A 25,801-nucleotide genomic window follows, 5' to 3' on the forward strand; every position below is an offset into this window, starting at 1 on the left:
ACCGCGCTCCGCCACCTGCTTGACCGCCGCGATCTTGAATTCCTCTGTGTACCGCTTTCCGCTCATACCTTCTCCTTGTGCCCAACATTATGGCTCAGGAGTGTCTACGGTAGTCGTGGCGATTCACGACACCATCATCAAGCAGCCAACCCTAGCGCATGCCCCACCCCACTCCCATCCACGCCATCGTCTTCGACGTCTACGGCACCCTGGCCGAAATTACCCAAAAACGCGCCCCATTCCGCCAACTGCTGCGCCTGGGCGAACAGCAAAGCCGTGTCATCACCGCGAACGACGCCGCCACGCTGATGAGCACCCCGCTCACCCTGCGCGAAGCAGCCCAGCACATGGCGATCTCGCTCAAGCCAGAAGAACTGGCACACCTCGAAGCCGACCTGCGCATCGAAATCGCCTCGCTACGCCTGTTCCCGGACACCACGCCCACCCTGCTCGCCCTGCGTGACCGCAACATCAAGCTGGCCCTGTGCTCGAACCTGGCCGCCGACTATGCGCCGCCGATCATGGAACTGCTGCCGCTGCGCCTGGATGCGTATGCCTGGAGTTTCGCGGCCGGCGCCATCAAGCCCGATCCCGCGATCTATGCCCACGTGTGCGCGGCGCTCGGCTGTGCGCCCGCGAACGTGCTGATGGTGGGCGATACGCCCGCCGCCGACGTCGACGGGCCGCGCGCCTTCGGCATGCAGGCCGTGCTGCTCGACCGCAAGGGCCGGCGTGGCGACGGCGACGCGCTGCGCTCGCTGGCGGAACTCCCTGCCCTGCTCTAGCTACAGCGCCGCCAGCGGCGGCATCCCGTCCTTGCCCAGCCAGGTCTTCGCGAAGCGCTCCTGCGCCTGCTTCAGCGACGCCTCGTCGCCGCGCCGCCGGTACACCTCCATCAGGCCGCGCAGCGCCCAGCCGTTGCTGGGCGTGCGCGCCAGCGCCGCGCGGAACACGTCCTCGGCGTCGTCGACCCGGCCGGCGCGCAGCAGCGCCACGCCGAGCGACTGGCGCGCCGGGTAGTACCAGTACGGCGGTTCCATGTAGGGCAGGCGGTCCTGCGTCTCGACGGCCGCCCGGTACGCGGTCAGCGCGGCCGCGGCGTCGCCGCGCGCGTCGGCCAGGCGGCCGGTGGCGACGTTGCGGGCGGTGGCGACGATGGCGCGCGCCGGCACGTGCCAAGCGTCGAACGGGCGGAAGTCGGCGTCGCGTTCGAGCGCCGCCAGCGCGCCGATCTCGTCGCGGCTTTCATCGACCATGTGCTTGCGTGCGAACCCGACGGCGCGCGCGTAGTGCCACATCGCCCGTACCAGCACGAGGTCCGGCCCCGGGTCGGGCAGCGCCAGCAGGGTGTCGGGACTGCTGAACTGCACGTGCGAGAAGTACACGGCCGATTTCACCGGCTGGATCAGCGGGAATTGCGCGACCAGGGCGTGCGGCAGCACCTTGTCCAGCTTGGCGGATGCCGCCAGCGCGGCCTGGCCGTCGCCCCCCATCAGGGCCGACACCATCACGAAGTGGATGTTGTGCGGGTAGTAGGCGCCCTTGTAGACCGGGTCGCTCCGTGCGCCGCGGAAGTAGCGTTCGTCGGTGGCGACGGCGTCCAGGTTGACGGCCAGCAATTCGCGGACCATGCCGAGCCGGTAGTAGATGTGCGCGGGCATGTGGACGATGTGGCCGGCGCCCGGGATCTGCCGGGCCAGCACGCGCGCCGCGGGCAGCGCGCGCTCGGGCGCCGACGAGGCTTCCACGGCGTGGATGTAGTAGTGGGCCGCGCCCGCATGCGTGGGATTGCGCGCCAGGACGCGCTCCAGCGTCGCGACCATCTCGCCGCTGCGGCCCTTCGGCCTGGCGCCGCCGCGTTCCCAGTAGTCCCAGGGCGACAGGTCCATCAGCGACTCGGCATACAGCACCTGGATGTGGTCGTCGGCGGGGAAGGCGTGCGCCGCTTCCATCATGGCGTCGGCATAGGCGCGGTCCAGCGCGGAGCGGTCTTCGAGCGGGGCGTCGGCGTAGCGCTGGACGATGGCGCGGATCAGCGCCCGTTCCTGCGGCCCGGCCCGGCCCGCGAGCAGCTGCGCGCGGGCGGCCGCGGCATGGGCCGGCGCCACCGCGTCGGGGAACATCGGCGCGTTGATGTTCGGGCCCAGCACCAGCGCCTCGCCCCAGTGGCACATGGCGCAGTGCGGGTCGAGCCGCTGGGCGGCGCGGAAGGCGCGCGCGGCCTCGGCATGGTTGAAGGCGAAGGCCAGGCGCAGGCCCTGGTCGAAGTAGGCCTGCGCCCCGCGGCTGTTCGTCGTGACCGCCATGTGCAGCCTGCCGAGGTTCCCGTACAGCGGCGGTGGCGACGTGTCGGCCGGCGCCGGCAGCTGCTGTCCGGGCTGGAAGGGGCGGGTTTCCGTCTGCGCCCGCACCAGGCGCGCCAGCAAGACCGGCGGTCCGGCCGCGGCCGCGGTACAGATGGCCCCTTGCACGAGCCGGACATCGGGGACGGCGCGGCCGGCCGCATACTGGCCGGCCGGGGCCGAAACGAGGGCCGCGCCTGCCAGCGCGGCCAGGATGCGATGGTGTCTCATGGCGTCATCTCCCGCAGTGGCAGGGTGGATGCCATTAGATGCGCGCGATTCTCCCCGGTTCCTTGAACGAGGCCGCTCAGCGCGCCTCCACCGTGCAGCGGTCGACCCCATCCACCCTGTCGAAGCGCAAGCGCACCGGCAGGAACAGTTCGATCACGCCGGCGTTGGTGCGCGCATGCATCGAGACCTCGTCCATCGTGAAGCCGCCGCCGCCGGCCAGCGCCAGCGGCAGCATCAGCTGGTCGGCCAGGTATTCGGCGAAGGCGGCCTGCGATGCCTGGTACTGGCGCGCCCGCTGCACGGCCTGGCGCGCCACCTGCTCGGACGAGACGGCCTTTTCGCCGAAGGCCGTGAACACTTCGCTCACGTGTTCGTAGTCGAGCGTCAGTACCAGCGCATTGCCCGGCCCCTGCTCGGCCGGCAGGACGCAGGCCTGCAGCTGGTCCGCGCTCCAGTTCATGGCCTGGCCGACGCATTCGAGCTCGCGCCGCGCCACGCGCTCCGGCACGCCAGCGACAAAGGCTTCGGCGCGGCCGCCCCTGCGTTCGCCGCGCGTCGTCCACGTGCGCGGTTCCAGGCGGGCGCAGGGTGCGACATGCGCCTCGACGATGCCGCCGCCGGCCGGGTAGAAGCCGAAGCGCTCGAGGCGCAGGTCGATGCGCGCGCCCATCTCGGCCAGGCGCGGGAGCCAGGCACGCTGCAGGAACTGCACCGGTGGCGCCATCGGGTTGTGCGTGCCGCCGACCAGGCGCAGCGTCGACGGCTGGCTGGCCGTCAGCAGCGCCGGCAGCACGGTCTGCAGCACCAGCGTGCAGCTGCCGGCGCTGCCGATCGCGAAGCGGTAGTCGCCGCCCGTCACCGGGCCCGGGCGGAATGCCAGCTCCTGGCTGCCGAGCGCCGCGCCGTCGACGGTGGCGCCGCAGATGCCGGCCGCGGCCTGCACCGCCACCAGGTGCTGGCGCATCAGGCCCGGCTTGGGGCGGTTGGCGCGGATGCACCGGATGCGGAACGGCCGGCCGGTGACCATCGCCAGCGTCAGCGCGCTGCGCAGGATCTGGCCGCCGCCTTCGCCGACCGCGCCGTCCAGTTCCAGCACGGCGGATTCGCTGCCCGTTGTGATGTCGCCGTCCATGTCAGCCCTTCACGCAGACGACCTGCTTGAGCGTGTGCACGACCTCGACCAGGTCGTCCTGCGCCCGCATCACGGCGTCGATGTCCTTGTAGGCCATCGGGATCTCGTCGATCACGGCGGCGTCCTTGCGGCATTCGACGCCCTCGGTGGCGCGCACCTGGTCCTCGACCGAGTAGCGGCGCTTGGCCTCGGTGCGGCTCATGGTGCGGCCGGCGCCGTGGCTGCAGCTGTGGAAGCTGTCCTCGTTGCCCTTGCCGCGCACGATGAAGCTCCTGGCGCCCATCGAGCCCGGGATGATGCCGAGTTCTCCCGCGCGCGCCGAGACCGCGCCCTTGCGCGTGACCAGCACGTCGCGGCCGAAGTGGCGCTCCCGCTGCACGTAGTTGTGGTGGCAGTTCACCGCCTCGACGTGGGTCTGGAACGGCTTCTTGATGACCGTGCGCACGGCCGCGATCAGGTTCTGCATCATGACCTCGCGGTTCATGCGCGCGAACTTCTGGGCCCAGCCCACCGCCTCGATGTAGTCGTCGTAGTGCCGCGTGCCCTCCTGCAGGTAGGCCAGGTCCTGGTCCGGCAGGTTGGCCATGTGGGTGCGCATGTCCTGCTTGGCCAGTTCGATGAAGTGGCTGCCGATCGCATTGCCGACGCCGCGCGAACCCGAGTGCAGCATGAACCAGACGGCGCCCTCCTCGTCCAGGCAGATCTCGATGAAGTGGTTGCCCGTGCCCAGCGTGCCCAGGTGCTTGTAGTTGTTGGTGTGCTTCAGCCTGGGCGTCTTCAGGCAGATCGTGTCGAACTCGTCCTTCAGCGTCATCCAGGCCGCGTCGACGGCCGACGGCGGCGTGTCCCACGAGCCCGCATCGCGTCCCATGCCGCGGCCCTTGAAGCCGCGCGTCTTGGGCGACATCCCGTGCGGGACGGCGCGCTCGATCGCGCTGCGCAGCAGGCCCAGGTTGTCGGGCAGGTCTTCGGCGCGCAGCGTGGTCTTGGCGGCCATCATGCCGCAACCGATGTCGACGCCGACCGCGGCCGGGATCACGGCGCCCAGCGTCGGGATCACGCTGCCGATCGTCGAACCCTTGCCCAGGTGGACGTCGGGCATCGCCGCCATGTGCTTGTAGATGAAGGGCATGCGTGCGGTATTGGCCAGCTGGCGCTTGGCCTCTTCCTCGACCGGGACGCCGCGCGTCCACATCTTGACCGGTTGGCCGCCGGCTACTTCCAGCACATCGTAATGCTCTTGTTTCGTCATGGTGTTCTCTCTGGTTCTCTCGTATCCGGGTGCCGCCGGACCGTCCCGGCGGCGATATCAGGGTGGCGACAAGATGTGGTGAAACACCGCCCTGCTCGGGCCACGATGTAGTTCCACCGGCATTCGCCATGAAGGGTGCGGCACTGCCGCTATTCGGTCCCGACCAGCGTGGACAGGACGTTCTGCCAGACGCGTTGCGCCTGCCAGGCCGGCATCGCACCGGCGTCACCCAATGTCGTCCTGTCGGCATTCGGGAAAACGGTTACCCGGGCCTTCAGGCCATGCGCGTCGATATCGATCGACAGCGCCTGCGCCTTGCGGCCCCGTGCTGCCGCTGTTGCCGTTGTGACTGCTTTTGCTGCCGCGCCGGCCGTGCCGACGCTGATCGTCCATCCCATCTTGACCTCCCCGCGCTCAAAGCGCAATCGATTCGATCTCGCCGACCCAGTGGCCGGCTCCCAGCCGTCCCGCCGCGAACGCGGCCAGGATGTCGAACACCGCGTCCGAGAAGCCGCCCACGTTCAGCACGTCCGGCGCTTCCGGCGCCTGCGTCGTCCCGTAGGGCGTGACGTCGATGCACGCCAGCTTCGCCTGCGGGTTGCGCTCCTTGAAGCGGCGCCACTCGCGCAGCGTCGCCGTCGCGCCGGCCCCGCGCGCGGCATCGATCCACGATGCGTTGTCGGACACGAATACCACCAGCTCGGCATCCACCTTGCGCCGGTTCAGCCAGGCCAGCGGCGCGCTGCAATCGGTGCCGCCGCCGCCGATGCCGGCCAGGACCTCGGCGTTGCGCATCACCGTGGCGTCGCGCTCCAGCGCCACCTCGACCACGCGCCGCGCGAACGGCAGCATGACGGTGTCCGGATTCCTGCGCGCCAGCGCCGCCGCGACCAGGGCCGCCACGTCGATGCAGCGCACCTTGCTGGTCGCCGCGCCGCGCCAGCCGGTGACGGGACTCGCCATCGACCCCGATACGTCCGGACACACGACGACCCGGCCGGCGATGCGCGGCACATTGGCCAGCGCGATGTCCAGCGCCTCCTCGAGCGCCGTGCGCAGCCGCGCCGGCAGTACCGCGCCGGCCGCGCGGCAGGCCGCCATCAGCTGGTAGGGGAACACCCTGGCCCGGGCGATCTCCTGCGGATCGCACAGGCGCGCCGCCACCGCGTCCGTCATGCCCGGCAGGGCGAACACGCCATGCCGCGCGAAGGTGTTCAGGTTCATGCGCAGCATCTGCCAGCCGCCCTGCAGCGCCAGTTGCGCCCAGTCCCGGTCCGCCAGCGGCAGCGCCGTCAGCAGCTGGAACGGCACCGCCGGCAGCGGCGCCGAACGGTCACGCTTCCAGGCGTCGAAGGCGGCGGTCAGCGGCGGCAGCGCCCGGGCGTCGTACGGCTTGCCCACCAGCCAGGCGAAGAAGGCCGCGCGCCAGGCTTGCGCAGGACGCGGATGGACCATCCTGACCACGTCCGCCAGCGACGGCGCGGTGCCCACGGCCGCCGCCAGCAGCGTCTTCTCGTCGGCCCGGTTCAGCCATTGCTGCACCAGCGTCTTCGGCCGGGTGCCGAGCGACTTGCGGCCGGTGGCGCCGGACCGGACGATCTGCACGAAGCTGCGCAGCATGCGGCCGTTGTCGATCACGCGGTCGAACGCCGGGGCCAGTTCGCGCGCGCCGCGGGCGGCCAGCAGCGCCACCAGCAGGGCCGGCATGTCCTTCATGTCGCCGCGCTCGCGGCAGTGGATCGCCGCCTGCGCCAGGAAGCGCGTGTCGAGGTCGCGGCCGAGTTCCAGCACGGTCGCGAGCTGGTCGCCGGCATCCGCGTAATACGTGTCGTTCAGGCAGCCGGTGGCGGCGTACTGCGCGAGCCGGTGCTTCGGCGGCAGCAGCCAGGCCGGCGCTCCGGCCACGTTGCGCGCATCGGCTTGCGGCAGCAGCTTGCCCCGCGGGGACTGGAACAGGTTCTGGTTGGCCATGATCGGTTTTCCTCGTCGTCTTCGTTCTTGTCCCTGTCCTTTGCAAGCGGCGTGCCAGGCCGTTGTCTCTTCGCGAAAAAGTATCTCAAGTGCTTGATTATTCGAATGAATTTTCTTGAATGCGTGGCTGGCACGCGTTTTACCCGATCGATCGCGAACGTGATAAATTTATCCTTGCTTATAAGGATTTATAAAAATGAAGAAGAAAAGAACGGTCGTCATCGGCTTCATCGGCACCCAGCTCGACAGCGGGCGCGGCAGCGCGCGCTGGGAAAAATGGCGGCCGACGGTGGCACTCACCCAGCACGAGGACGTGGTGATCGACCGGCTCGAACTGCTGTTCGACGGCAGGAGCGATGCCCTGGTGCGGCAAGTGGCCGAGGACATCGGCGGGGTATCGCCGGAAACCGAGGTGGTGCCGCGCCGCGTCGACATCGCCGATCCCTGGGACTTCGAGCAGGTGTACGGGGCGCTGTTCGATTTCGCGCGGGCGTACCCGTTCGATCCGGACCACGAGGACTACTGGATCCACATCACGACCGGCACCCACGTGCTGCAGATCTGCATGTTCCTGATGACGGAGGCGCGCTACTTCCCCGGCTGCCTGCTGCAGACGTCGCCGCCGCGCCGCCATGCGCCCGGCGCGGCCGGCTCGCTCGCGCTGATCGACCTCGACCTGTCGCGCTATGACCGCATCGCCCAGCGCTTCTCGCGCGAGCAGCAGGAGGGCGTGGCCTTCCTCAAGTCCGGCATTGCCACGCGCAACCCGCGCTTCAACGCGATGATCGACGAGATCGAGCGGGTGGCGATCAAGTCGCGCGCGCCGATCCTGCTGATGGGACCGACCGGCGCCGGCAAGTCCTTCCTAGCGCGCCGCCTGTACGAACTCAAGAAGGCGCGCCGCCAGGCCGGCGGCCGCTTCGTCGAGATCAACTGCGCGACGCTGCACGGCGACGGCGCCGCCTCGACGCTGTTCGGCCACGTCAAGGGCGCCTTCACCGGCGCCATGTCCGAGCGGGCCGGCCTGCTGCGCACGGCGGACAAGGGCGTGCTGTTCCTCGACGAGATCGGGGAACTGGGCCTGGACGAACAGGCGATGCTGCTCAAGGCGATCGAGGAGAAGCGCTTCCTGCCGGTGGGTGGCGACCACGAGGTGCACAGCGACTTCCAGCTGATCGCCGGCACCAACCGCGACCTGGCGCGCGAGGTGGCGCAGGGGCGCTTCCGCGACGACCTGTTCGCGCGCATCAACCTGTGGACCTACGCATTGCCGGGCCTCGTCGACCGCAGCGAAGACATCGAACCGAACATCGACTACCTGCTGCGCGAATTCGGCATCGAGGATGGCCAGCTGGTGCGTTTCAACAAGGAGGCGCGCGAACGCTACATGCGGTTCGCCATGTCGCCGCAGGCACGCTGGAGCGGCAACTTCCGCGACCTGTCGGCATCGGTGCAGCGCATGGCGACGCTGGCCGAGGCCGGCCGCATCACCGACGATATCGTGGCCGGCGAAACGGGACGCCTGCAGCGGCTGTGGGCGCCGCGGCGCGACACGCCGGGCGCGCGCGACGACGTCGACCTCGATGCGCTGCTGGGACAGGACGCGGCGGCGCGGCTCGATCCGTTCGACGCCGTTCAGTTGCAGGCGGTGGTCGCGGTGTGCCGGCGCGCGGCCTCGCTGTCGGATGCGGGACGCCAGCTGTTCGCCGTCTCGCGCCTGGCCAAGCGCCAGCCGAACGATGCCGACCGCCTGAAGAAATACCTGGCTCGTTTCGGGCTGGACTGGGATGCGCTGCGGAGTTGAGGCCGGGCGCCGACGGCGTTTCCGCCGATTTCGCGCTTCATTCCGCCGATCCTGCCGCCTGTCGCAATCCGCCGCCGCCGTGCCCGACGCCTGCCTATAGTGACGCCAACAGCACATTACCGGAGAACGCGCCATGAACAAATTGCTCGCCACCACCCTGCTTGCCACCACCCTCGCGCTGGCCTCGAACGCGGCCGCCGGCGCCGACGGCACCGTGCGCGAGAACCGCGCCATCGACGCCAGGGTATCGAAGGTCGTGCTCGGCGGCGTGGTGCGCCTGGACCTGCGCCAGGGACCGCCGTCGCTGGTGGTGTCGGGCGACAGCCGCTACGTGGCGAAGATCCGCACCACGCAGAACGGCGACACGCTGACGATCGACATGGACAACAATAGCCGCATCAACAACCCGAACGGCGAACTGCGCGCCGAGATGAGCGTGCCGAACCTGAAGGAATTCGTGTCGCAGGGCGTCGGCCGCAGCGAGGTGTCCGGCTTCCGGGGCGAGCGGCTGGTGCTGGCGCTGGATGGCGCCGGCGCGGTGAATTTCAGCGGGCAGTACCGCGACGTCGACGCGCGCCTGGGCGGCGTCGGCGGGCTGACGCTGAACCCCGGCCAGGCCGAGCGCGTCGAGTTGCACCTGGGCGGCGCCGGCCACATCACGGTCGCGGGCCAGACCAGGGTATTGCGCGCCCACCTGGGCGGCGTCGGCGGCCTCGATGCGCAGCAGCTGCATGCGGATACCGTCGACCTCGACCTGAGCGGCATGGGCGGCGCCAGCGTCTACGCCAGGACCACCGCCAACGTCAGCCTGAACGGCATGGGCTCGGCGACCGTGTACGGCAAGCCGGCGACGCGCAGCGCGACGACCAGCGGCTTCGGAAAAGTCCGCTGGCAGTGAGTCGTCGGCGAGGGCTTGCCCGCCGGCTGGCGGGCAAGCGGGTCAGCGGACCACCAGGTCGTTCTTGACCGACTTGACGCCCTTGACGCCGCGCGCCAGGTCGACGGCCTTCTGGGCGCTTTCGCGCGTGTCGACGAAGCCGCTCAGCTGGACGGTGCCCTTGAAGGTTTCGACGTTGACCTGGGTGGCCTTGACGGTCGGGTCACCGGCGAAGGCGGCCTTCACTTTGGTGGTGATGACGGCATCGTCCACGTACTCGCCCGTGCCTTCGCGCGTCGGGGTCGGCGCGCACGCGGCGACCGACACCAGCAGCGTGGTCGCGATGACGGATTGAGCAATTGCGGACTGGAAACGACGGGTCAGTTGCATGGCGATTCTCCAGAATGTGTTGAAGTTTTTTTATTATGACCATTCTCGAGCAAGGCTGTCGCCCGCTACTGTTGTGAAACCGATACTACCTTCCCGTCAGGGCGAACCGGCCATGTGCGCAAGGCCGGGCTGGCCGGCGGGCGCCGGCAGCGAGCGGCCGGCGACGCGTTGCGGCGCCAGGTCGTGGCCCAGCACCAGGCGCACGTCGGCGCGCCCGGCGCCCACCGCCACCGGCTGGCTCGCGCCGAAGCGCTGGGCCAGGCGTTCGGCCACGCCGCGGAAGGCCGGGCGGTATTCGATGCGGGTCTGGCGCACCGCGAACCCTTTTTCATTGCTCAGGCGCACTATCTTCACCTCGGGATCGCGGATGCGGCTGGCCAGCAGGCGCGCCAGGCCTTGGCGGCCGTTGCCGTTGCTGATCTCGAGCCCGGCGACGGCGCCCGCCCCGCCCGCGGTTGGCGGCTGGAACGGCGCCGCGGCCGGCGCGCCGCGCGGATGCAGCGCCGGCGTACGGCGCAGTTCGAGCATGCCGTTGCCCTTGTCGGCGATCTCGACGAACGCCCATTCCTGGTCCGGCCGGCGCGCGCCGTCGAGCGCCCGCGCGATCGTGGCGGGGCGCTCTCCCGGCACCATCGCGTAGTCGGCGCGCAGGTCGTGCTCGCGCAGGGCGCTGGCCTGGCGCAGCATCTGGCGGGCGCGCTCGTCCTGGCCGAGCCGTTGCAGCGCCTCGCCCAGGTTTTGCCAGGCGCGCCCGTTCAAGGGATCGAGCAGGCAGGCCTTTTCCAGCGCCGCCACGGCCTTTTCGTCGTCGCCGGCGAGCAGGTGGGCATAGCCGAGGTTGCTGAACAGGAAGGCGACGGCCGGACCGGAGGACAGCGTGGCGCCGCGCGTCATCTCTTGCCAGATCGGGATCGCGCGCGCGAATTCGCGCCGCTCGGCATACGCGATCGCCAGGCCGTTGCGGGCGTTCACATGGCCGGGATCGGCCTGCAGGGCCGCCTGGTAGGCGGCCACCGCCTCGTCGTAGCGGCGCGCCAGGTGCAGGGCGCGGCCGCGCGCATAGCGGTCGTCGGCGCGCGCCGGCGGTCCCGCCACGCCGGCGTCGGGCGCGGCGCCATCGGCGGCCGGGGCGTCGACCTGGGCGGGCGGCGCGGCGCATGCCAGCAGCAGCGCGCCGCACAGCAGGGACAGCGTGGTGGGCAGGATCCGGGAACGCGTGGTCAGGGGTCGCATGGCGGTTCTTTCGCAACGTGGGAACGGTGGACGGCGCGTCAGCGGGGGCCGAACGCCTCGCCCAGGGTGTGGGCGATCTGGATGCCGGCGGGGCCGAGCAGCACCATCAGCAAGGTCGGGAAGATGCAGAAGATCAGCGGGAACAGCAGTTTGAGGCCGATGCGCGCGGCGGCTTCCTCGGCGATCATGCGGCGCTTGGTGCGCAGGTTGTCCGAGTACACGCGCAGGGCGTCGCCGATGCTGGTGCCGAAGCGCTCGGACTGGATCAGCATCGCCACCAGCGAGTCGATGTCGTCGACGCCGACGCGCATCGCGAAATTGCGCAGCGCCTTGTCGCGGCTGAAGCCGGCGCGCATCTCCATCAGCACCAGCTGGAATTCCTGCGCCAGCGTCTCGCTCTTGATGTGGATTTCGGCAGCCACCTTGACCAGGCCGCGCTCCAGGCTCAGGCCGGCCTCGACGCAGACGGTCAGCAGGTCGAGCGCGTCGGGGATCGTCTCGAAGATCTCGCGCTTGCGGCGCTGGATGGTGCGCGCCAGCAGCGCGTTGGGCAGGTAGTAGCCGAACGCGCCCGCGGCCAGCAGCAGGAACAACACCTGGCTGCCGCCCGGCGTCCTGGGCGCCAGCGCCAGCACGATGCCGGCGCTGGCCGGGAACAGCAGCGCCAGGCCGCTCTTGGCGGCGAAGTACAGCGCCGGCGCGGACGGGTTGCGCCAGCCGGCGTTCATGAAGCGGATACGCAGCGCCGATTTTTCCCAGCCCTCTTCCGGCACCGACAGGCGGCTGAGAGGACGCGCGGCGCGGGCGACGCGCTCGATCCAGCCGGCGCCGTCCGGCGCGCCGTCGGGCTTGCCCATGAAGCGCGCCAGGCGCGCGCGCAACGCGCCGGGGGCGAACAGGATCATCGCCAGCCAGGCCAGGCCGCCGACGATCGCGAACACGATCAGCAGGAACAGCAACTGTGCGGCGCTCATCGACGGCTCCTCAGACGCGGATGCGGATCGCCTGGCGCAGCCAGGCCACGCCCAGGAGCAGCATCGCCAAGGCCAGCCACAGCAGCTTGATGCCGACCGGATCGGTCCACAGGATGCGGATGTAGGCCGGGTTCACCATCAGCATCATCCCGGCCACGACGAACGGCAGCAGGCCCAGGATCCAGGCCGACATGCGGCCCTCGGCCGACAGCACGCGCACCTGCGCCATGAGCTTCAGGCGGTCGCGGATGATGTGGCTGATGTTGCCGAGGATCTCGGCCAGGTTGCCGCCGGTCTCGCGCTGGATCAGGATCGCGATGACCAGGTAGCGCAGGTCGGTCAAGGGAATGCGCGCGGCCAGGTTGTGCAGCGCCTCGGCCATCGGCACGCCATAGTTAATCTCTTCGCGCACGACGCGCAATTCGCCGCCGAGCGGCTCGGACAATTCGTTGCCGACGATCTGCAGCACGTTGCTGAACGAGTGGCCGGCGCGCAGCGCGCGCGCGATGAAGTCGGCGGCGTCCGGCAGTTGCATCTCGATGCGCGCCAGGCGCCTGCGGCGCATGCGCCGCGCCAGCGCCAGCGGGAGAAGCGCGAACAACAGCGCCGCCACGACGCGCGCCGCCAGCGGCAGCGGCCAGCGCGCCGTCGCCAGCACGCCGGCCAGCAACGCGGCGCCGGACCACAGCAGGAACACCTCGACCGACCACTTCATTCCCGACTGCACCAGCAGGCGGTCGATGCGGGGCGCGAACGCGGCGCGGTGCAGCAGGCGGTCGAGCGCGTCCTGGCGGCTGTAGCGGCGCTGCTTGAGGATCGAGATGCGCTCGCCGGCGCGGCCCTGCCCGCCGGCCATCAGCTGCAGGCGGCGCGCCACGCGGCGCGACGCGGCGCCGTGCGCGCCGATCCACCACAGGTAGGCGCCCTCGACGCCCAGGATGATGGCGGCGAACAGGAACACGACGAAACCGTAGAAGAGGATGTCCATGCGAGGCTCCGCGCTGCCGTTCAGGCGAAGATGCGGTCGGGGTCGAAGGTGTCTTCCGGCACCGCCGCGCCGAACATGCGCAGGCGCTCGGCGAAGCGCGGGCGCACGCCGGTGGCGCAGAAGTGGCCCTGCACCTTGCCCTCGGCGTCGATGCCGGTCTGCTCGAAGCGGAAGATCTCCTGCATCGAGATGATCTCGCCTTCCATGCCGGTGATTTCCTGCAGGCTGACCAGCTTGCGGGTGCCGTCGGCCAGGCGCGACGCCTGCAGGATCACGGTGATGGCCGAGCAGATCTGCTGGCGCGTCGCGCGCGGGGTTAGGGTGACGCCGGCCATGCCGACCATGTTTTCCAGGCGCGCCAGCGCGTCGCGCGGGGTGTTGGCGTGGATCGTCGCCAGCGAACCCTCGTGGCCGGTGTTCATCGCCTGCAGCATGTCGAGCGCTTCCGGGCCGCGCACCTCGCCCAGGATGATGCGGTCGGGCCGCATGCGCAGCGCATTGCGCACCAGCGCGCGCTGCGTCACCTCGCCCTTGCCCTCGATGTTGGGCGGGCGAGTCTCCAGGCGCACCACGTGCGGCTGGCGCAGTTGCAGCTCGGCCGCGTCCTCGATCGTCACGATGCGCTCGCTGGCGGGGATGAAGCCGGAGATCAGGTTCAGCAGCGTGGTCTTGCCGCTGCCGGTGCCGCCCGAGATCAGGATGTTCACCTTGGCCAGGCCCAGGCTTTCCAGCACCTTGATCATGGGCGGCGTGACGCTCTTGTAGTCGAGCAGGTTCTGCACCGTCAGCGGGCTCGCGCCGAAGCGCCGGATCGATACCAGGGGACCGTCGACGGCGAGCGGCGGGATGATCGCGTTCACGCGCGAGCCGTCCGGCAGGCGCGCGTCGACCATCGGGCTCGACTCGTCGACGCGGCGGCCGACGCGCGAGACGATCTTCTCGATGATCTTCATCAGGTGCGCGTTGTCGTGGAAGCTGACGTCGGTGAGTTCGAGCCTGCCGCGCCGCTCGACGTACACGCGGTTGAACGTGTTGACCAGGATGTCGGAGACGGTCGGGTCGTTCAGCAGCGGCTCGAGCGGGCCGAAGCCGAGCATCTCGTGCTGGATGTCGAGCACCAGGTGGTGGCGCTCCTGCTGGTTCAGCACGATGCGCTCTTCCTCGATGATGCGCTGGACCAGCAGCGCCAGCTCGTGCTTGAACTGTTCGCTGGTCAGGCGCTTGAGGCGTTCCAGGTCGATCCGGTCGAGGATCATCTGGTGCATCGTCTTCTTCAGCTCCTGGTAGGCTTGGTGCGCCACCGCCGGCATCGGCTGGTGGTGGCGTTCCTCGTCCGTTCCGGACAGGCGCTCGCGCAGGGACATGGGATCTCCTTTGGTCAGTCGTCGCCGTCGCCGCGGCCGAACAGGCGGTCGAACAGGCCGCTCCTGGCTTCGACGACGCGGCGCGCGGTCAGCACCTCGACCAGGTCGGCCAGGCTGCGCGCCACGCTGCTGGCACGCGCCAGCTTCAGCACCGGAATGCCCTGGTTGACCGAATCGGTGACGGCGACGTAATCGTTGGGGATGGTATGCAGCACTTCGGCGCCGAGCGCCGAGTTCAGGTCGTGCAGGCGCAGCTTGCCGCCCTTCTCGTAGCGGTTGACGATCAGGCGGACGTGGTCGGTCACGTAGCCGAGCGAGCGGAAGATGTCGAGCAGGCGGCGCGCATGGCGGATGTCGGGCAGCGCCAGCTGCAGCACCGGGTAGATGGCATCGGTGCTGTCGAGCGCGCGCAGCGAGACGGCGTCGATCTGGCGTCCCACGTCGAGCAGGATGTAGTCGTAGTGCTGGCGCGCCACGCGCAGGATCGCGTCGATGTGCTCGGGCTTGGCCTCGCCGGCCTGGGCCGGGTCGTCGGCCGCGGCCAGCACGCCGAAGCCGGGCGCCACGTGCACCTGGCAGGAATCGAGGAAGGGGCCGTCGACGCGGCCGATCTGCTGGCACACGTCGGACAGCGTCATGGTCGGCTTCTGGTCCGACACGTACAGCGTGGCGTCGCCGAACTGGCGGTGCAGGTCGATCAGCAGCACCTTCTTGTCGGCCAGCGTCGACAGCGCATAGCCGAAATTGGTGGCGATGAAGGTGGCGCCGCTGCCGCCCTTGCAGGCGATGAAGGCCAGCACCTTGCCGTCGCGCAGGACGGCTTCGCCGGCGCTGGCGGCGATGCGGTCGATCGCCTCGTGCAGGGCGCGGTGCACCAGCGGCAGTTGCAGCACCTCGCGCACGCCGGCGCGCATGGCGCGGATCAGGAGGTCGGGCTGGTGGTCGTCGGTCAGCAGCATGAAGTGCGCGGCCGCGTAGTGGCGGGTCAGGCGCTCCAGCAGGTCGGCGTCGGCCGCGTCGGCGTCGCTGGCGTCGACGATGACGAGGGCCGGCGCGTCGGCCAGCGGACGGTCGAGCGCGTCGCGCAGGCCGGCGCGCCCGGCCGCCACGTGCAGCGGCGGCACGCGGGCCGCGCCTTGCGACGCGATCTCCGCGTAAAGCTGGGTGTCGCGGCTGATCAGCAGGGCTTTCATCGGGTTCCTCGGAGCGGCGTGCGGGCGGGACGGGGTTCGAGCGGGACGGCCGGCACCGGGCGGGCCGGCACGGACGTCATCGGGCGCCCGCGCCGATCAGCGGCCTGTCCAGCGCCGGCTCGGTTTCCTTGAAGGAGCGCTGGTAGCGCTCGATGCCGGCGCGGGCGGCGGCGCCGTCCACGCCCAGGGCCGGATCGGTATTCGCCGCCGCGGCCGGATCGAGGGCCTGGGCGGCGAGGTTCGCGCGCAAGGCGGCGCCGAAGTGCTCGTTGAAGCGCGGCGTGGTGCTGCAACCCTGCAGCGACGCGGCCAGCAGGAGGAGCGGCAGGAGCGCCGGCGCGAACCGGGGGCGTGCGGTGGACATCGCGTTCTCCTATTTCAGTTCGAAGCCGCCGGCATCGGGCGGCGGCACGGGCGGCGCCGAGGCCGCGGCGGTCGTGGCCCCCGGCGCCGGGCCGTCCAGGCGCCCGCCGAGCATCAACGCGGCGCGCGACGGCACGCCCACCTTGTCGGTCGGCAGGGCGTAGCCGGCGCCGGGCAAGGGCTTGACCAGGCGCGCGGTGATCACGAACACCAGTTCGGTACGGTCCTGCTGGTAGTCGGTGCTGCGGAACAGCGCGCCCAGCACGGGCAGTTCGCCCAGCAGCGGCAGGCCCTTCTTGTTGGTGACCAGGTTGTCCTTGATGAGGCCACCGATCGCGAAACTCTGGCCGTCGTACAGCTGCACGGTGGTGCTGGCGCGGCGCGTGGTCACCACCGGCAGGATCGCGGTGCCGGCGTTGCTGCCGGTCGTCAGGCCGATGCCTTCGCGCGACAGTTCCGACACCTCGGGCGCGACGCGCAGGTTGATGCGGCCGCCGCCCAGCACGGTCGGGGTGAAGCGCAGGCCGACGCCGTATTCCTTTTCTTCCAGCGTGACGCGGTTGTTGTCCTGCGCCACCGGGACGTAGAACTTGCCGCCGGCGAGGAAGCTGCCTTCCTGGCCGCTGATCGCCATCACGTTCGGCTCGGCCAGCACGCGCACCACGCCGTCCTGCGTCTCGGCGGCGGCGGTGATGCTCTTGCCGCCGGTCCTGGTCAGCTCGAGCGAGCCGCTGGCCTTGCCGCTGATGAAGTTCGACAGCAGCGTCGCGGCCCAGCTGCCGGAACCGAAGCGCCAGGTGGCGCCGGCCTCCAGGCGCTCGAGCAGGGTCTTCGACACCTCGGCGACCTTGACCTCGAGCTGCACCTGCTGCGGCGCATTCACCGACAGCAGGTTGACCACGCGCAGGCCCGCCACGGCCGCCGACCCTTGCTGGTTCTGGTTGCCGTCCTGGCCCTGGGGCGAATCGGCCTTGTCCGGCAACGGCAGCGCGCGCAATGGCCGGCGCACGTAGGCGGTGGCCAGTTCGACGGCGCGCGCCACGGCGGCGCCGTCGCTGACGGTACCGCTCAGGACCAGGCTGTCGGCCGCCGCCAGCACCCGGATGTTGCGCTCTTCCGGCATGGTGGCGGCCAGCGTCGCCTGCAGCGCCGCCGGGTCCATCGCCACCGTGATGTCGAGCACGCTGCACAGGCCGCTCCTGCCCTGCACGATCATATTGGTGGTGCCGACGTCGACGCCGGCGATGTACAGCGTGTCCGGCGCCACCAGCAGCGCCTGCACCACCGCCGGATTGCCGACGCTGCGGTGCTGCACGGCTTCCGGCAGGCGCATCAGGCTGGATTTACCGACGTGCAGCGCGAGCTGCGCCGGCTTGGCGGCCTCGCCCTGGCAGTTCGGGCCGGTCGGGCCATGCGCCGGCGCGGCCTGGCCGGCATTGCCGCCTTCCTGCGCCTTCCTGGCGGCGGCGCACGCCGGGCCTGCGGCCGCCAGCGCCAGGCCGGCGGCGAGGAGGCAGCGCAGCAGCGGCGCGCGCGTCGGGCTATCGTTCATGGCATCACCTCGAGCGGATTCAGAAGCATTCCTGCGTCATGCGCAGGCCATTGAGCACGCCGACGCAGTCGCGTTTTACCGGCGCGGACGTCCTGACCACCACCGGCCGCGACCGCGCGGGGGCCGGCGCGGCCGCGGGCCTGGGCGGGGCCGGCGGCGCGTTCTCGGGCAGCAGCGTCACCTTGGTCGCGCCCGTCGTGCTCGCCGGTTGCGGATCCACCTGGTTGCGCAGCGCCAGCGACAGCGTGCCGACGCTGCGCGCCAGGTCGAGCTTTTCGGCCTGCTCCGGCGTGACTTCCAGCGTGACGGCGTTGACGACCTTCGGCCTGGTCTCGTCGCGGTTGACTTCCTGCGCCACCGCCAGCACCAGGATCCGCTCCAGCACGATCTTCGAGATGTTCTGGTCGCGCTTGTTCGGGCCGGCGTTGTCCGGCGTCTCCTGCTCGGTGCTGACGATGATGTCGACGTAGTTGCCGGGCAGCGCGAAGCCGGCCACGCCGATCACGTCGTTGACGCGCACCGTCAGCGCGCGCTTGCCTTCCGAGATCAGCGCGGACAGGCCGCCCAGCGTGCCGGACGGCGCCAGCTTGACTTCGCTGATCGGCTCGCCCATCAGCAGGTTGCTCTTGAGGACGCGGCCGGCCAGTTGCTGCGGATCGGTGAACGCGCCTTTCGGCACGCTGTCGGTGGGCCACTCGACCAGCTTGACCATCTCGGGCGACAGGCGCTGGCCGAGGCTGATGTCGGCCGCGGCCACGACGATGCGGCCGGCCGAGCCACCCGGCTGGCTGAGCAGCCAGCGCGCGGCGAACGTCACCGCGGCCAGGCCGAACAGGATGGCGACGGCCATCACGAGCAATGCGCGGCGGTTTTTCATTCACGCCTCCGCGCCGCTGGCAATGAACATGCTGCGCCAGGCCTGCTCGACGGCGTCCACGGCCAGGCATGGCTCGACGCCCGCGGAGCCGGCGAAGTCGACGATCCGGTCGAGCAGCTCGCCCGGCCAGCAGGCCAGCAGCGCGCGGCCCGATTGCGGGTGCAGGCGCTCGACCAGGTAGTCGGCGGCCTCGTCGTCGTACTCGATGCGGCGCGCGCGGCACTGGCGCCGCAACAGCGCGCGGTAGGCGGCGGGCGCCAGCGGTCCGATCTCGGCCTTGTAGCCGATGCGGCGCAGCGCCGCGTCGTCCAGCACGCCGTGCGGCGCGAGGTTGGTGACGAATACCACGGCGGCGTCGAAGGGCAGCGACTCGGCCTGGCCGCCGTGCAGCGCGAGCCGGTCGGCGCCGGCGTCGAGCGGCGCGATGAAGCGGTTCAGCAGCTCGCCGGCCGGGATGCGCTGGCGGCCGACGTCGTCGAGCACCAGCATGCCGTTGTTCGCCTGCAGGTGCGGCGGCGCATGCCAGACGCCGTCCTCGGCATCGTGGCGCAGCTCGAGCATGTCGCGTCCGAGGCCGGCGCCCACGTGCACCAGCGGACGCTGGCACAGGGTCCAGCGCGCATCGCAGCTGCGCCGCTCTTCCTGGCGCGCCGGCGTGGCCGGCGGCAGGTGCACGGCCGGATCGAACAGCCGGATCACCTGGCGCCCGGCCAGCAGCGCGTACGGCACCGCGATGGGTCCCGGCAGCAGGCGCCCGAGGCGGCGCGCCAGCAGCGTCTTGCCGCTGCCGGACGGCCCGTGCAGCAGCAGCGAGCGGCGCGCGTACAGGGCGGCGCCCAGCACGGCGCGGGTGGCCGGCGCCAGGCCGTCCTCGCCCAGCACGCCGGCCAGCTGGGCCGGGGTGACGCGCGCGGCGGCATGGCGCAGCGCCTGGCGTTCGACCACGGCGCGGTAGTCGGCCAGCGTCACCGGCGCCGGCCCGAGGTAGCGGCAGCGCGCCAGCGCATCGGCGGCGGCGCGCTGGCCGGCCGGCGTCAGGTGGTATTGCATGTCGATGTCGGATTCGCCGCACCAGGCCACTTCCACCTGCTGTTCGGCGATCAGCGGATTCAGGACTTCGCGCAGCACGCCGATCGCCAGGCGCAGCTTGCCGGCCAGGACGGCCAGCGGCGACTTGCCGCCCGACTGGATCGCCTTGAGCACCAGGTCGGCCAGGAAGCGCGGCTCCAGGCCGGTGTCGCGCACGGTGCGGGCCTGGCGCGGCAGGATGGCGACGATGTCCGGCGCGGCGGGCAACGGTGCCGGCGCGGCGGGCGGCGCGCCATCGAACGCCGTCGCGATGCCCCTTGTCGATAAGGTGTCAATCATCGGAAATCCCCTTCGCCTCGCAACGTTTTCTTGCATGTTTTCCGAAATGGGTCGGAATCGATTCTAGCCACGGCGCCCAAGCCCGCCCTTGCGTTGGCCCAAAGCCGGACTCAAGCGTACTGGCGCACCAGCACGGCGATCGTGCCGGCCGCGATCGCCACGCCGTACGGGATCGCGCCGGCGCTGGTCCAGCTCCCGGCCGCCGGCAAGGCCATGCCCGGCACCAGGGCGCCGCGTACCACGGCGACGATATTGCGCACGGCCAGGCGCAGGCGGCCGCGCGCCAGCACCAGCAGCAGGGCCATCACGCCGCCGGCGCACCAGGCCAGCACGGCGATCGTGATGGCATCGCGCGGTCCGGCAAAGGCACCCACGACGGCCATCAGCTTGACGTCGCCGGCGGCCATGCCGCGCAACAGGTAGAAGGGCAGGAACAGCAGCAGCCCGACGGCGGCGCCGGCCAGCGCATCGAGCAGGGCCGCGCCGGGCGCGGCGGACAACAGGCGCAGCACCAGCGCGCCGGCCAGGCCGGCCAGCAGCAGGCGGTTGGGGATGCGGCGCGTGGCCACGTCGTTGATCGCGGCCGCGCACACCAGCAGGAGCAGCGCCGCTTGCAGCATGGGTTCGGTCGGCATGCCATCCTCCGTCAACGGAAAAAAACCCTCCGGGCAGGAGGCCCGGAGGGTTCGCGCCATCAGGCGCCGCTGCCGCTGCCGCTGCCGCCGCCGCTGCCCAGGGCGGCCATCAGGCGCTGGCCGATCGTGGTGAAGGCCGACGAGATGTTGGCACCCAGGGCATTGGCGCCGGTCACGATCGCCAGGCCGACGAGGGCGGCGAGCAGGCCATACTCGATGGCCGTCACACCGGCTTCGTCGGCGGCGAAGGTTTTGACTGCGGACACGAACTTGCTCATGACTTACTCCCATATGGTAGGTTAATGAAAACAACCTGGCAGGTTGGCGGCTGGCTGCTCCGTGTTCCGTGCCAGTGAAGTCACTGTATATTTCGATGCCGCACAGCAAGTTGACTGCACGCAACTTTCCTATTGGAAGCTTTTGTTGGTTTGAGGAATCTTTATTTTTCGAGACCGAAACTCGGTTGGCGACGATGCCAACCCACAGTTTAAAAAATTGCACTTGCGTAATTGCATAGAATGCAAAAAGGCGATATCCTCTTCAGCTTGCTCTTTGTGACATGCCAGATACCTGCGAACGCGACGGCGGCTGCTCCGGCCCGCAGGTCGGTTGATTACATTGCCGAGAACGACATGGATTCGCTTCTGAAACACATGGTGGACATGACCGGCCACCGCGATCACACGATGCTGGACCTTTCGGTGATCTCGGCGGTGCAGGAACTGGCCGGCGCCACGCGCACGCGCATCATGACCATTGCGACCGTGTCGGGAAGGTTGTACCTGCGTACCCGCGCCAGCATCGTCGCCGGCAAGACGGCGCGCGTCGAGGAATGCCTCGACGGCTCGCCGGGCGAGGCGCTCGCCGCCTATCCGGAACTGGAACGCTGCCTGGAAGAGCATGGCGGCAGCGCCGAGTCGATCGCGCCGGACGGCACGCGCACGCTGTGGCTGCCGATCTGGTTCGGCGACAAGGCCAGCACCTGCCTGGAACTGTGCGACCACAAGCCCTTCTGCAGCGACACCATCCACAACGTGGCCGGCATCGTCGCCGTCTACCGCAATTTCCAGAACCTGCTCGACTACAGCGAACGCGATTCGCTGACCGGCCTGCTCAACCGCAAGACCTTCGACGACCAGCTCGCACGCATGCTGCACGGCGCCCACGAGCCGGAAGGCTGCGTGCCCGGCATGCCCGAACGGCGCCAGCCGCAAGGCGAGGAAAAGCAGTGGCTCGCCGTCGTCGACGTCGACCACTTCAAGGCCGTCAACGACAAGTTCGGCCACCTGTACGGCGACGAAGTGCTGATCCTGATCGCCAACCTGCTGCAGTCCTCGTTCCGCGCCCAGGACCGTGTGTTCCGCTTCGGCGGCGAGGAATTCGTCGTGCTGCTGCGCTCGACCACGCTGGACAATGCCTGGAAGATCATCGAGCGTTTCCGCACCAACGTCGAACGCCACGACTTCCCCCAGGTGGGACGCGTCACGGTCAGCGTCGGCTTCGTCGGCATCCGTCCCTACGAGTCGCCGGTGGTCACGCTGGGCCATGCCGACCAGGCGCTGTACCACGCCAAGAGCACCGGCCGCAACCGCGTCTGCCACTACGACGACCTGGTCTCGCACGGCGTGCTGCAAGCGGTCGCCTCGAACGACACCGCGGAATTCTTCTGAATCCCCTGCGCGAGGCGCTGGTCGACGCCGCGCCGGCGGCCCGCAGCGCCTACTGCGCCTACTGCGCCTACTGCGCCTACTGCGCCAGCAACATGAAGCGCTGCGGGTCGACCTGCCACTTCGACGGCGACTCGTGGCGCACGATCCTGTCGCCGCCGCCGAAGCCCACGCCGCGCGACAGGTCGAGCGTCTCGGGCTTGATGTAGGCCTGGCTCCTGGTGCTGTAGAACACGTTGACCTTCGGGGTCAGCAGGCTGGTCTCGTGCGGCTCGACCACCACGCCCAGGCGCCCCGACTCCAGCAGCACCAGCGTGCCGACCGGGTAGATGCCGACGCAGCGCATGAATTCCTGGGTCAGCGCCGGGTCGAAGTGGAACTTGCTCCATTCGTACATCTTGCGCAGCGCTTCCGCCGCCGGCATGCCCTTGTGGTAGCAGCGGTCGGCCGTGATGGCGTCGTACACATCGACGATCGCCGCCATCTGCGCCAGCTCGCTGGTGGCCGCGCCCTGCTGGCGGTCCGGGTAGCCGCTGCCGTCGTGACGCTCGTGGTGGTGCAGCGTGATGTCGAGCGGGATCGCGCCGATGCCGTCGGTGCGCAGCAGGATGTCGTGGCCGTCCCGCGGATGGCGGCGCACCAGTGCGAACTCCTCGTCGGTCAGGCGGCCCGGCTTGTTCAGGATATGGTCGGGGATCAGCGCCTTGCCGGTATCGTGCAGCAGGCCGCCGATGCCGGCCTGGTAGATCGTGTCGGCATCCATCTTGCGCGAGCGGCAGAACGCGACCAGCAGCGTGCACACGCTGACCGAATGCAGGAAGGTGTAGTCGTCCTTGTTCTTGATGACGGACAGGCCCAGCAGCGCGCCGGCGTTGCGCAGGATCGAGGCCGTGATGTTCTCGACCACCGGCGAGACGCGGTCCAGCTCGACCGCCTTGCCCAGGCGCGCATCCTGCATCACCGTCCTGACCAGGTCGGCGGCCTGGCGCCGGATCGCCACCGCGCGCGCGAATTCCTCTTCCAGCGTGGCGCGCACCGGCGCCACCGGCCTGGCCGCGATCGCCGCGACCTCGGCCTCGGTGGCCGCCGCGGCCTCTTCCAGCGTCGGCGCGTCGTCCACGTCGAGCCCGCGCGCGCAGTCGATCGTCACGCCGCGGATGCCGGCGGCGCGGATCCGGCGGATCTCGTCCTCGGCGGCCAGCAGGAAGCGATTGCGCACGAACGGGTGCTCCATCCAGCCGCAATCGAGATCGTGGATGAACATCCCCACGCGCAGCTGTGAGGAATCGACTTTCTTCAACATGGGAACCAACCAGACGGTGTGTTAATCTCGCCGCGTTTCCGCGTCCCGAAAGTATAACCACTGGAGGAAGTCCAGGTTAACCCGCATTTCTACTTGGAATATTTTGTATCCCTAAAGATACGGATTGTTATTTATGGAACTCCGCCAGCTGCGCTATTTTGTTGCAATCGTCGACCACGGCTCGCTATCGCGCGCGGCGCTGGTCCTGCACGTGGCGCAGCCGGCGCTGACCCAGCAGCTGCGCCAGCTCGAGGATGAACTCGGCGTGCAGTTGCTGCATCGTTCGGCCCAGGGCGTGCTCAGCACCGACGCCGGCAAGCTGTTCTACGAGCACGCGCAGGCGATCCTGAAACAGGTGGCCGATGCCCAGGCGGCCGTGGTGCAGTCGGCCGAACGGCCGTCCGGCAGCGTCACCCTCGGCCTGCCGCACAGCATTTCGAATGCGCTCGCGCTGCCCCTGCTCACCGCGGTGCGCCAGCGCTATCCCGAGATCACGCTGCAGCTGACCGAGGAATTGACCGGCAACCTGGCCGAGCAGCTGCGCGCCGGCCGCGTCAACCTGGCCGTGCTGCTCGACGACGGCCAGCTGGCCGGCTTCGCCACCACCCCGCTGGTGGAGGAAGAGCTGCGCTTCATCTGCCGCGCCGACGCGCTTGTCGCCGCCGGCCAGGACGGCCTGACGCTGCGCGCCGCGCTCGACACCACGCTGATCCTGCCCGGCCTGCAGCACGGCGTGCGCCCGCGCATCGAGAGCACGGCGCGCGCCGCCGGGCTGCAGACGCGCGACATCATCGAGATCAACTCCATCGCGATCCTGAAGTCGGCGATCCTGGCCGGCATGGGCGCGACCATCCTGCCGGTGGCGCCGCTGCAGGCCGAGGTCGAACGCGGCGCCATGCGCGCGCTGGCGATCCGCGAACCGGCCATCTCGCGCCGCGTGGTGCTGTGCACCTCGCGCAACATCCCCCTCACCAATGCGGCGGCGGCGGTGGGCCGCCTGGTGCACCAGGTGACACGCGAACTGTGCGCCGGCGGCGCCTGGACCGGCGCCCACCCGGTCGACGCATGACGCCTCATGGCGCGGGGCCGTCCGGCCCCAGCGCGCGGCGCAGCGCATCGCGGTCCAGGCTGCCCTCGCGCGCGGCCAGCACCACGCAGGCCACGCCGTGGCCGATCACGTTCGTCAGCAGCCGGCATTTCATGGTGCGGTCGATGCCGAGCAGGATCGCCACCGTATCCACCGGCACCAGGTGCAGCACCGCCACCGTCGCCGCCAGCGTGGCGATGCCGGAGCCGGCCACGCCCATCGCGCCCTTGCTGCTGACCAGCGCCACGGCCAGCAGCGCCAGCATGTCCTGCCAGCCCAGCGCCACATGCGCGGCCTGGGCCAGGAACAGCAGCGCCAGCGCGATGTACAGGTAGGTGCCGGCCAGGTTCAGCGAATACGAGAACGGCAGCACGACGCCGGTCAGCGCCGGCGGGCAACCGAGCCGCTCGAGCCGCGCGGCGAGCGGCGCCAGCCCCACCATCGACGAACTGGTGACGAACACCAGCAGCAGCTCGGCGCGGATGAAGGACAGGTAGCGCAGCAGCGGCATGCCGGCCAGGCGCGCCGCGGCGCCGAAGACCAGCGCCACGAACAGCAGGCTGGCGGCGTTGACGGCCACGATGAAGCGCAGCAGCGGCAGCAGCGACGGCATGCCGTAGGCGCCGATCGTGTAGGCGATCGCGCCGAACGCGGCCAGCGGCGCCAGGCGCAGCAGCGCCTCGACGGCGCGCGCCAGCCAGGCATGCACGCGCATCGCCCCGCGCCGCGCGGCGCCGGCTCCGGCGCGTCCCAGCAGCAGTCCCGCCGGTACGGCCGCCAGCAGCAGCCCCAGGTTCGACGCCTGCGGCGCCGGCAGGCGTTCGAGGAAACCGAGCATGCCCAGCGCCGCGTCCTGCGTCGCCGGCAGCGCGGGATGCGCGAGGTCCAGGCCCCGCCCCGGCTGCAGCAACCAGCCGGCCGCCAGGCCCGCCAGCAGCGACAGCAGCGACATCGCGCCGAAGTACAGCAGCGCGCGCAGCCCGAGCCGGCCCAGCGAACGCGCGCGCGCCATGCCGGCCGTGCCCAGCGCCAGCATGCAGAACACCAGCGGCATCATCAGCCAGCCGAGCAGGCGCACGAACACATCGCTCAAGGGTTTCATCTGGACGGCCGCGCGTGGCGCGCCCAGGCCCAGCGCCAGCCCGGCGCCGACGGCCAGCACGAGCAGCAGGAAGCGGTGACGCCGCAGCGCACCCAT

At 70.3% G+C, this 25,801-nt stretch carries 24 protein-coding genes; 5 read left to right on the forward strand and 19 right to left on the reverse strand.

Annotated elements, in window-relative coordinates:
- Positions 1 to 158: 158 nt before the first annotated feature.
- Positions 159 to 785, forward strand: a complete 627-nt coding sequence (locus QZ749_RS21810; protein WP_296951396.1) for an HAD family hydrolase — start codon at positions 159 to 161, stop codon at positions 783 to 785.
- On the opposite strand, the gene QZ749_RS21815 is transcribed toward QZ749_RS21810, so the two are convergent.
- The 5 genes from QZ749_RS21815 to QZ749_RS21835 form a co-directional block, all read right to left on the reverse strand.
- A complete protein-coding gene (locus tag QZ749_RS21815) occupies positions 786 to 2,573 on the reverse strand; it encodes a lipopolysaccharide assembly protein LapB (protein WP_296951397.1) in 1,788 nt (595 codons plus the stop codon). It lies immediately after the preceding gene.
- Positions 2,574 to 2,649: 76 nt separating this feature from the next.
- Positions 2,650 to 3,705 (reverse strand): RNA 3'-terminal phosphate cyclase, encoded by a 1,056-nt coding sequence (gene rtcA, locus QZ749_RS21820; RefSeq protein WP_296951399.1) that lies wholly within the window; start codon positions 3,703 to 3,705, stop codon positions 2,650 to 2,652.
- A 1-nt stretch (position 3,706) separates the two neighbouring features.
- On the reverse strand, positions 3,707 to 4,957 hold the full coding sequence (locus QZ749_RS21825) for an RtcB family protein (protein WP_296951402.1): 1,251 nt from the start codon (positions 4,955 to 4,957) through the stop codon (positions 3,707 to 3,709).
- 149 nt (positions 4,958 to 5,106) lie between these two features.
- On the reverse strand, positions 5,107 to 5,355 hold the full coding sequence (locus tag QZ749_RS21830) for a hypothetical protein (RefSeq protein WP_296951404.1): 249 nt from the start codon (positions 5,353 to 5,355) through the stop codon (positions 5,107 to 5,109).
- A gap of 16 nt (positions 5,356 to 5,371) precedes the next feature.
- Entirely contained in the window at positions 5,372 to 6,928 is a 1,557-nt protein-coding gene (locus QZ749_RS21835; RefSeq protein ID WP_296951407.1) for an RNA-binding protein, read from the reverse strand.
- A gap of 196 nt (positions 6,929 to 7,124) precedes the next feature.
- Between QZ749_RS21835 and rtcR the strand changes: the two genes are divergently transcribed.
- Positions 7,125 to 8,732 carry an RNA repair transcriptional activator RtcR gene (gene rtcR / locus QZ749_RS21840; protein ID WP_296951408.1) on the forward strand — a complete coding sequence of 536 codons (1,608 nt, stop codon included), beginning with the start codon at positions 7,125 to 7,127 and terminating at the stop codon, positions 8,730 to 8,732.
- A 133-nt stretch (positions 8,733 to 8,865) separates the two neighbouring features.
- Positions 8,866 to 9,630: a GIN domain-containing protein gene (locus QZ749_RS21845; protein ID WP_296951411.1), complete on the forward strand. Its 765-nt coding sequence runs from the start codon at positions 8,866 to 8,868 to the stop codon at positions 9,628 to 9,630.
- 42 nt (positions 9,631 to 9,672) lie between these two features.
- Here the strand turns inward: QZ749_RS21845 and QZ749_RS21850 are convergent, their stop codons facing one another.
- The 12 genes from QZ749_RS21850 to QZ749_RS21905 all read right to left on the reverse strand — a co-directional run bounded on the left by QZ749_RS21850 (position 9,673) and on the right by QZ749_RS21905 (position 20,812).
- On the reverse strand, positions 9,673 to 9,999 hold the full coding sequence (locus QZ749_RS21850) for a BON domain-containing protein (protein ID WP_296951413.1): 327 nt from the start codon (positions 9,997 to 9,999) through the stop codon (positions 9,673 to 9,675).
- A gap of 96 nt (positions 10,000 to 10,095) precedes the next feature.
- Complete coding sequence (locus QZ749_RS21855) at positions 10,096 to 11,232, reverse strand: LytR C-terminal domain-containing protein (protein WP_296951416.1); 1,137 nt, start codon at positions 11,230 to 11,232, stop codon at positions 10,096 to 10,098.
- Positions 11,233 to 11,270: 38 nt separating this feature from the next.
- A complete protein-coding gene (locus QZ749_RS21860) occupies positions 11,271 to 12,206 on the reverse strand; it encodes a type II secretion system F family protein (protein ID WP_296951419.1) in 936 nt (311 codons plus the stop codon).
- A 10-nt stretch (positions 12,207 to 12,216) separates the two neighbouring features.
- Positions 12,217 to 13,194: a type II secretion system F family protein gene (locus QZ749_RS21865; RefSeq protein WP_296951422.1), complete on the reverse strand. Its 978-nt coding sequence runs from the start codon at positions 13,192 to 13,194 to the stop codon at positions 12,217 to 12,219.
- Between the two features lie 20 nt (positions 13,195 to 13,214).
- Entirely contained in the window at positions 13,215 to 14,558 is a 1,344-nt protein-coding gene (locus QZ749_RS21870; RefSeq protein ID WP_296951427.1) for a CpaF family protein, read from the reverse strand.
- 14 nt (positions 14,559 to 14,572) lie between these two features.
- Positions 14,573 to 15,751: an AAA family ATPase gene (locus tag QZ749_RS21875; protein WP_296951431.1), complete on the reverse strand. Its 1,179-nt coding sequence runs from the start codon at positions 15,749 to 15,751 to the stop codon at positions 14,573 to 14,575.
- A 76-nt stretch (positions 15,752 to 15,827) separates the two neighbouring features.
- Positions 15,828 to 16,115: a hypothetical protein gene (locus QZ749_RS21880; protein WP_296951434.1), complete on the reverse strand. Its 288-nt coding sequence runs from the start codon at positions 16,113 to 16,115 to the stop codon at positions 15,828 to 15,830.
- Positions 16,116 to 16,124: 9 nt separating this feature from the next.
- Positions 16,125 to 17,666 (reverse strand): type II and III secretion system protein family protein, encoded by a 1,542-nt coding sequence (locus QZ749_RS21885; protein ID WP_296951437.1) that lies wholly within the window; start codon positions 17,664 to 17,666, stop codon positions 16,125 to 16,127.
- 19 nt (positions 17,667 to 17,685) lie between these two features.
- On the reverse strand, positions 17,686 to 18,543 hold the full coding sequence (cpaB, locus tag QZ749_RS21890) for a Flp pilus assembly protein CpaB (RefSeq protein WP_296951439.1): 858 nt from the start codon (positions 18,541 to 18,543) through the stop codon (positions 17,686 to 17,688).
- Positions 18,544 to 19,911 (reverse strand): ATP-binding protein, encoded by a 1,368-nt coding sequence (locus QZ749_RS21895; protein ID WP_296951441.1) that lies wholly within the window; start codon positions 19,909 to 19,911, stop codon positions 18,544 to 18,546.
- Positions 19,912 to 20,021: 110 nt separating this feature from the next.
- A complete protein-coding gene (locus tag QZ749_RS21900; RefSeq protein WP_296951444.1) occupies positions 20,022 to 20,546 on the reverse strand; it encodes a prepilin peptidase in 525 nt (174 codons plus the stop codon).
- Positions 20,547 to 20,605: 59 nt separating this feature from the next.
- Positions 20,606 to 20,812, reverse strand: coding sequence for a Flp family type IVb pilin (locus QZ749_RS21905; RefSeq protein ID WP_373896847.1), 207 nt, complete (start codon positions 20,810 to 20,812; stop codon positions 20,606 to 20,608).
- Positions 20,813 to 21,178: 366 nt separating this feature from the next.
- On the opposite strand from QZ749_RS21905, the gene QZ749_RS21910 reads away from it, so the two are divergent.
- Entirely contained in the window at positions 21,179 to 22,216 is a 1,038-nt protein-coding gene (locus QZ749_RS21910) for a GGDEF domain-containing protein (protein ID WP_296951447.1), read from the forward strand.
- Between the two features lie 76 nt (positions 22,217 to 22,292).
- Here the strand turns inward: QZ749_RS21910 and QZ749_RS21915 are convergent, their stop codons facing one another.
- A complete protein-coding gene (locus QZ749_RS21915) occupies positions 22,293 to 23,516 on the reverse strand; it encodes an HD-GYP domain-containing protein (protein ID WP_296951450.1) in 1,224 nt (407 codons plus the stop codon).
- A 133-nt stretch (positions 23,517 to 23,649) separates the two neighbouring features.
- Here QZ749_RS21915 and QZ749_RS21920 point away from each other — a divergent pair, with 133 nt between their 5' ends.
- Complete coding sequence (locus QZ749_RS21920; protein ID WP_296951453.1) at positions 23,650 to 24,585, forward strand: LysR substrate-binding domain-containing protein; 936 nt, start codon at positions 23,650 to 23,652, stop codon at positions 24,583 to 24,585.
- A gap of 4 nt (positions 24,586 to 24,589) precedes the next feature.
- Here the strand turns inward: QZ749_RS21920 and QZ749_RS21925 are convergent, their stop codons facing one another.
- A complete protein-coding gene (locus QZ749_RS21925; protein WP_296951455.1) occupies positions 24,590 to 25,801 on the reverse strand; it encodes a cation:dicarboxylate symporter family transporter in 1,212 nt (403 codons plus the stop codon).

The organism is uncultured Massilia sp. (genome assembly GCF_913773735.1).
Classification (GTDB): Bacteria; Pseudomonadota; Gammaproteobacteria; order Burkholderiales; family Burkholderiaceae_D; genus Telluria.

Bases quoted from the DNA above. Each gene is read 5' to 3' on its own strand.
- QZ749_RS21810 (WP_296951396.1), top strand. From the start codon at position 159: ATGCCCCACCCCACTCCCATCCACGCCATCGTCTTCGACGTCTACGGC.
- QZ749_RS21815 (WP_296951397.1), bottom strand. From the start codon at position 2,573: ATGAGACACCATCGCATCCTGGCCGCGCTGGCAGGCGCGGCCCTCGTT.
- rtcA (WP_296951399.1), bottom strand. From the start codon at position 3,705: ATGGACGGCGACATCACAACGGGCAGCGAATCCGCCGTGCTGGAACTG.
- QZ749_RS21825 (WP_296951402.1), bottom strand. From the start codon at position 4,957: ATGACGAAACAAGAGCATTACGATGTGCTGGAAGTAGCCGGCGGCCAA.
- QZ749_RS21830 (WP_296951404.1), bottom strand. From the start codon at position 5,355: ATGGGATGGACGATCAGCGTCGGCACGGCCGGCGCGGCAGCAAAAGCA.
- QZ749_RS21835 (WP_296951407.1), bottom strand. From the start codon at position 6,928: ATGGCCAACCAGAACCTGTTCCAGTCCCCGCGGGGCAAGCTGCTGCCG.
- rtcR (WP_296951408.1), top strand. From the start codon at position 7,125: ATGAAGAAGAAAAGAACGGTCGTCATCGGCTTCATCGGCACCCAGCTC.
- QZ749_RS21845 (WP_296951411.1), top strand. From the start codon at position 8,866: ATGAACAAATTGCTCGCCACCACCCTGCTTGCCACCACCCTCGCGCTG.
- QZ749_RS21850 (WP_296951413.1), bottom strand. From the start codon at position 9,999: ATGCAACTGACCCGTCGTTTCCAGTCCGCAATTGCTCAATCCGTCATC.
- QZ749_RS21855 (WP_296951416.1), bottom strand. From the start codon at position 11,232: ATGCGACCCCTGACCACGCGTTCCCGGATCCTGCCCACCACGCTGTCC.
- QZ749_RS21860 (WP_296951419.1), bottom strand. From the start codon at position 12,206: ATGAGCGCCGCACAGTTGCTGTTCCTGCTGATCGTGTTCGCGATCGTC.
- QZ749_RS21865 (WP_296951422.1), bottom strand. From the start codon at position 13,194: ATGGACATCCTCTTCTACGGTTTCGTCGTGTTCCTGTTCGCCGCCATC.
- QZ749_RS21870 (WP_296951427.1), bottom strand. From the start codon at position 14,558: ATGTCCCTGCGCGAGCGCCTGTCCGGAACGGACGAGGAACGCCACCAC.
- QZ749_RS21875 (WP_296951431.1), bottom strand. From the start codon at position 15,751: ATGAAAGCCCTGCTGATCAGCCGCGACACCCAGCTTTACGCGGAGATC.
- QZ749_RS21880 (WP_296951434.1), bottom strand. From the start codon at position 16,115: ATGTCCACCGCACGCCCCCGGTTCGCGCCGGCGCTCCTGCCGCTCCTC.
- QZ749_RS21885 (WP_296951437.1), bottom strand. From the start codon at position 17,666: ATGAACGATAGCCCGACGCGCGCGCCGCTGCTGCGCTGCCTCCTCGCC.
- cpaB (WP_296951439.1), bottom strand. From the start codon at position 18,543: ATGAAAAACCGCCGCGCATTGCTCGTGATGGCCGTCGCCATCCTGTTC.
- QZ749_RS21895 (WP_296951441.1), bottom strand. From the start codon at position 19,911: ATGATTGACACCTTATCGACAAGGGGCATCGCGACGGCGTTCGATGGC.
- QZ749_RS21900 (WP_296951444.1), bottom strand. From the start codon at position 20,546: ATGCCGACCGAACCCATGCTGCAAGCGGCGCTGCTCCTGCTGGTGTGC.
- QZ749_RS21910 (WP_296951447.1), top strand. From the start codon at position 21,179: ATGGATTCGCTTCTGAAACACATGGTGGACATGACCGGCCACCGCGAT.
- QZ749_RS21915 (WP_296951450.1), bottom strand. From the start codon at position 23,516: ATGTTGAAGAAAGTCGATTCCTCACAGCTGCGCGTGGGGATGTTCATC.
- QZ749_RS21920 (WP_296951453.1), top strand. From the start codon at position 23,650: ATGGAACTCCGCCAGCTGCGCTATTTTGTTGCAATCGTCGACCACGGC.
- QZ749_RS21925 (WP_296951455.1), bottom strand. From the start codon at position 25,801: ATGGGTGCGCTGCGGCGTCACCGCTTCCTGCTGCTCGTGCTGGCCGTC.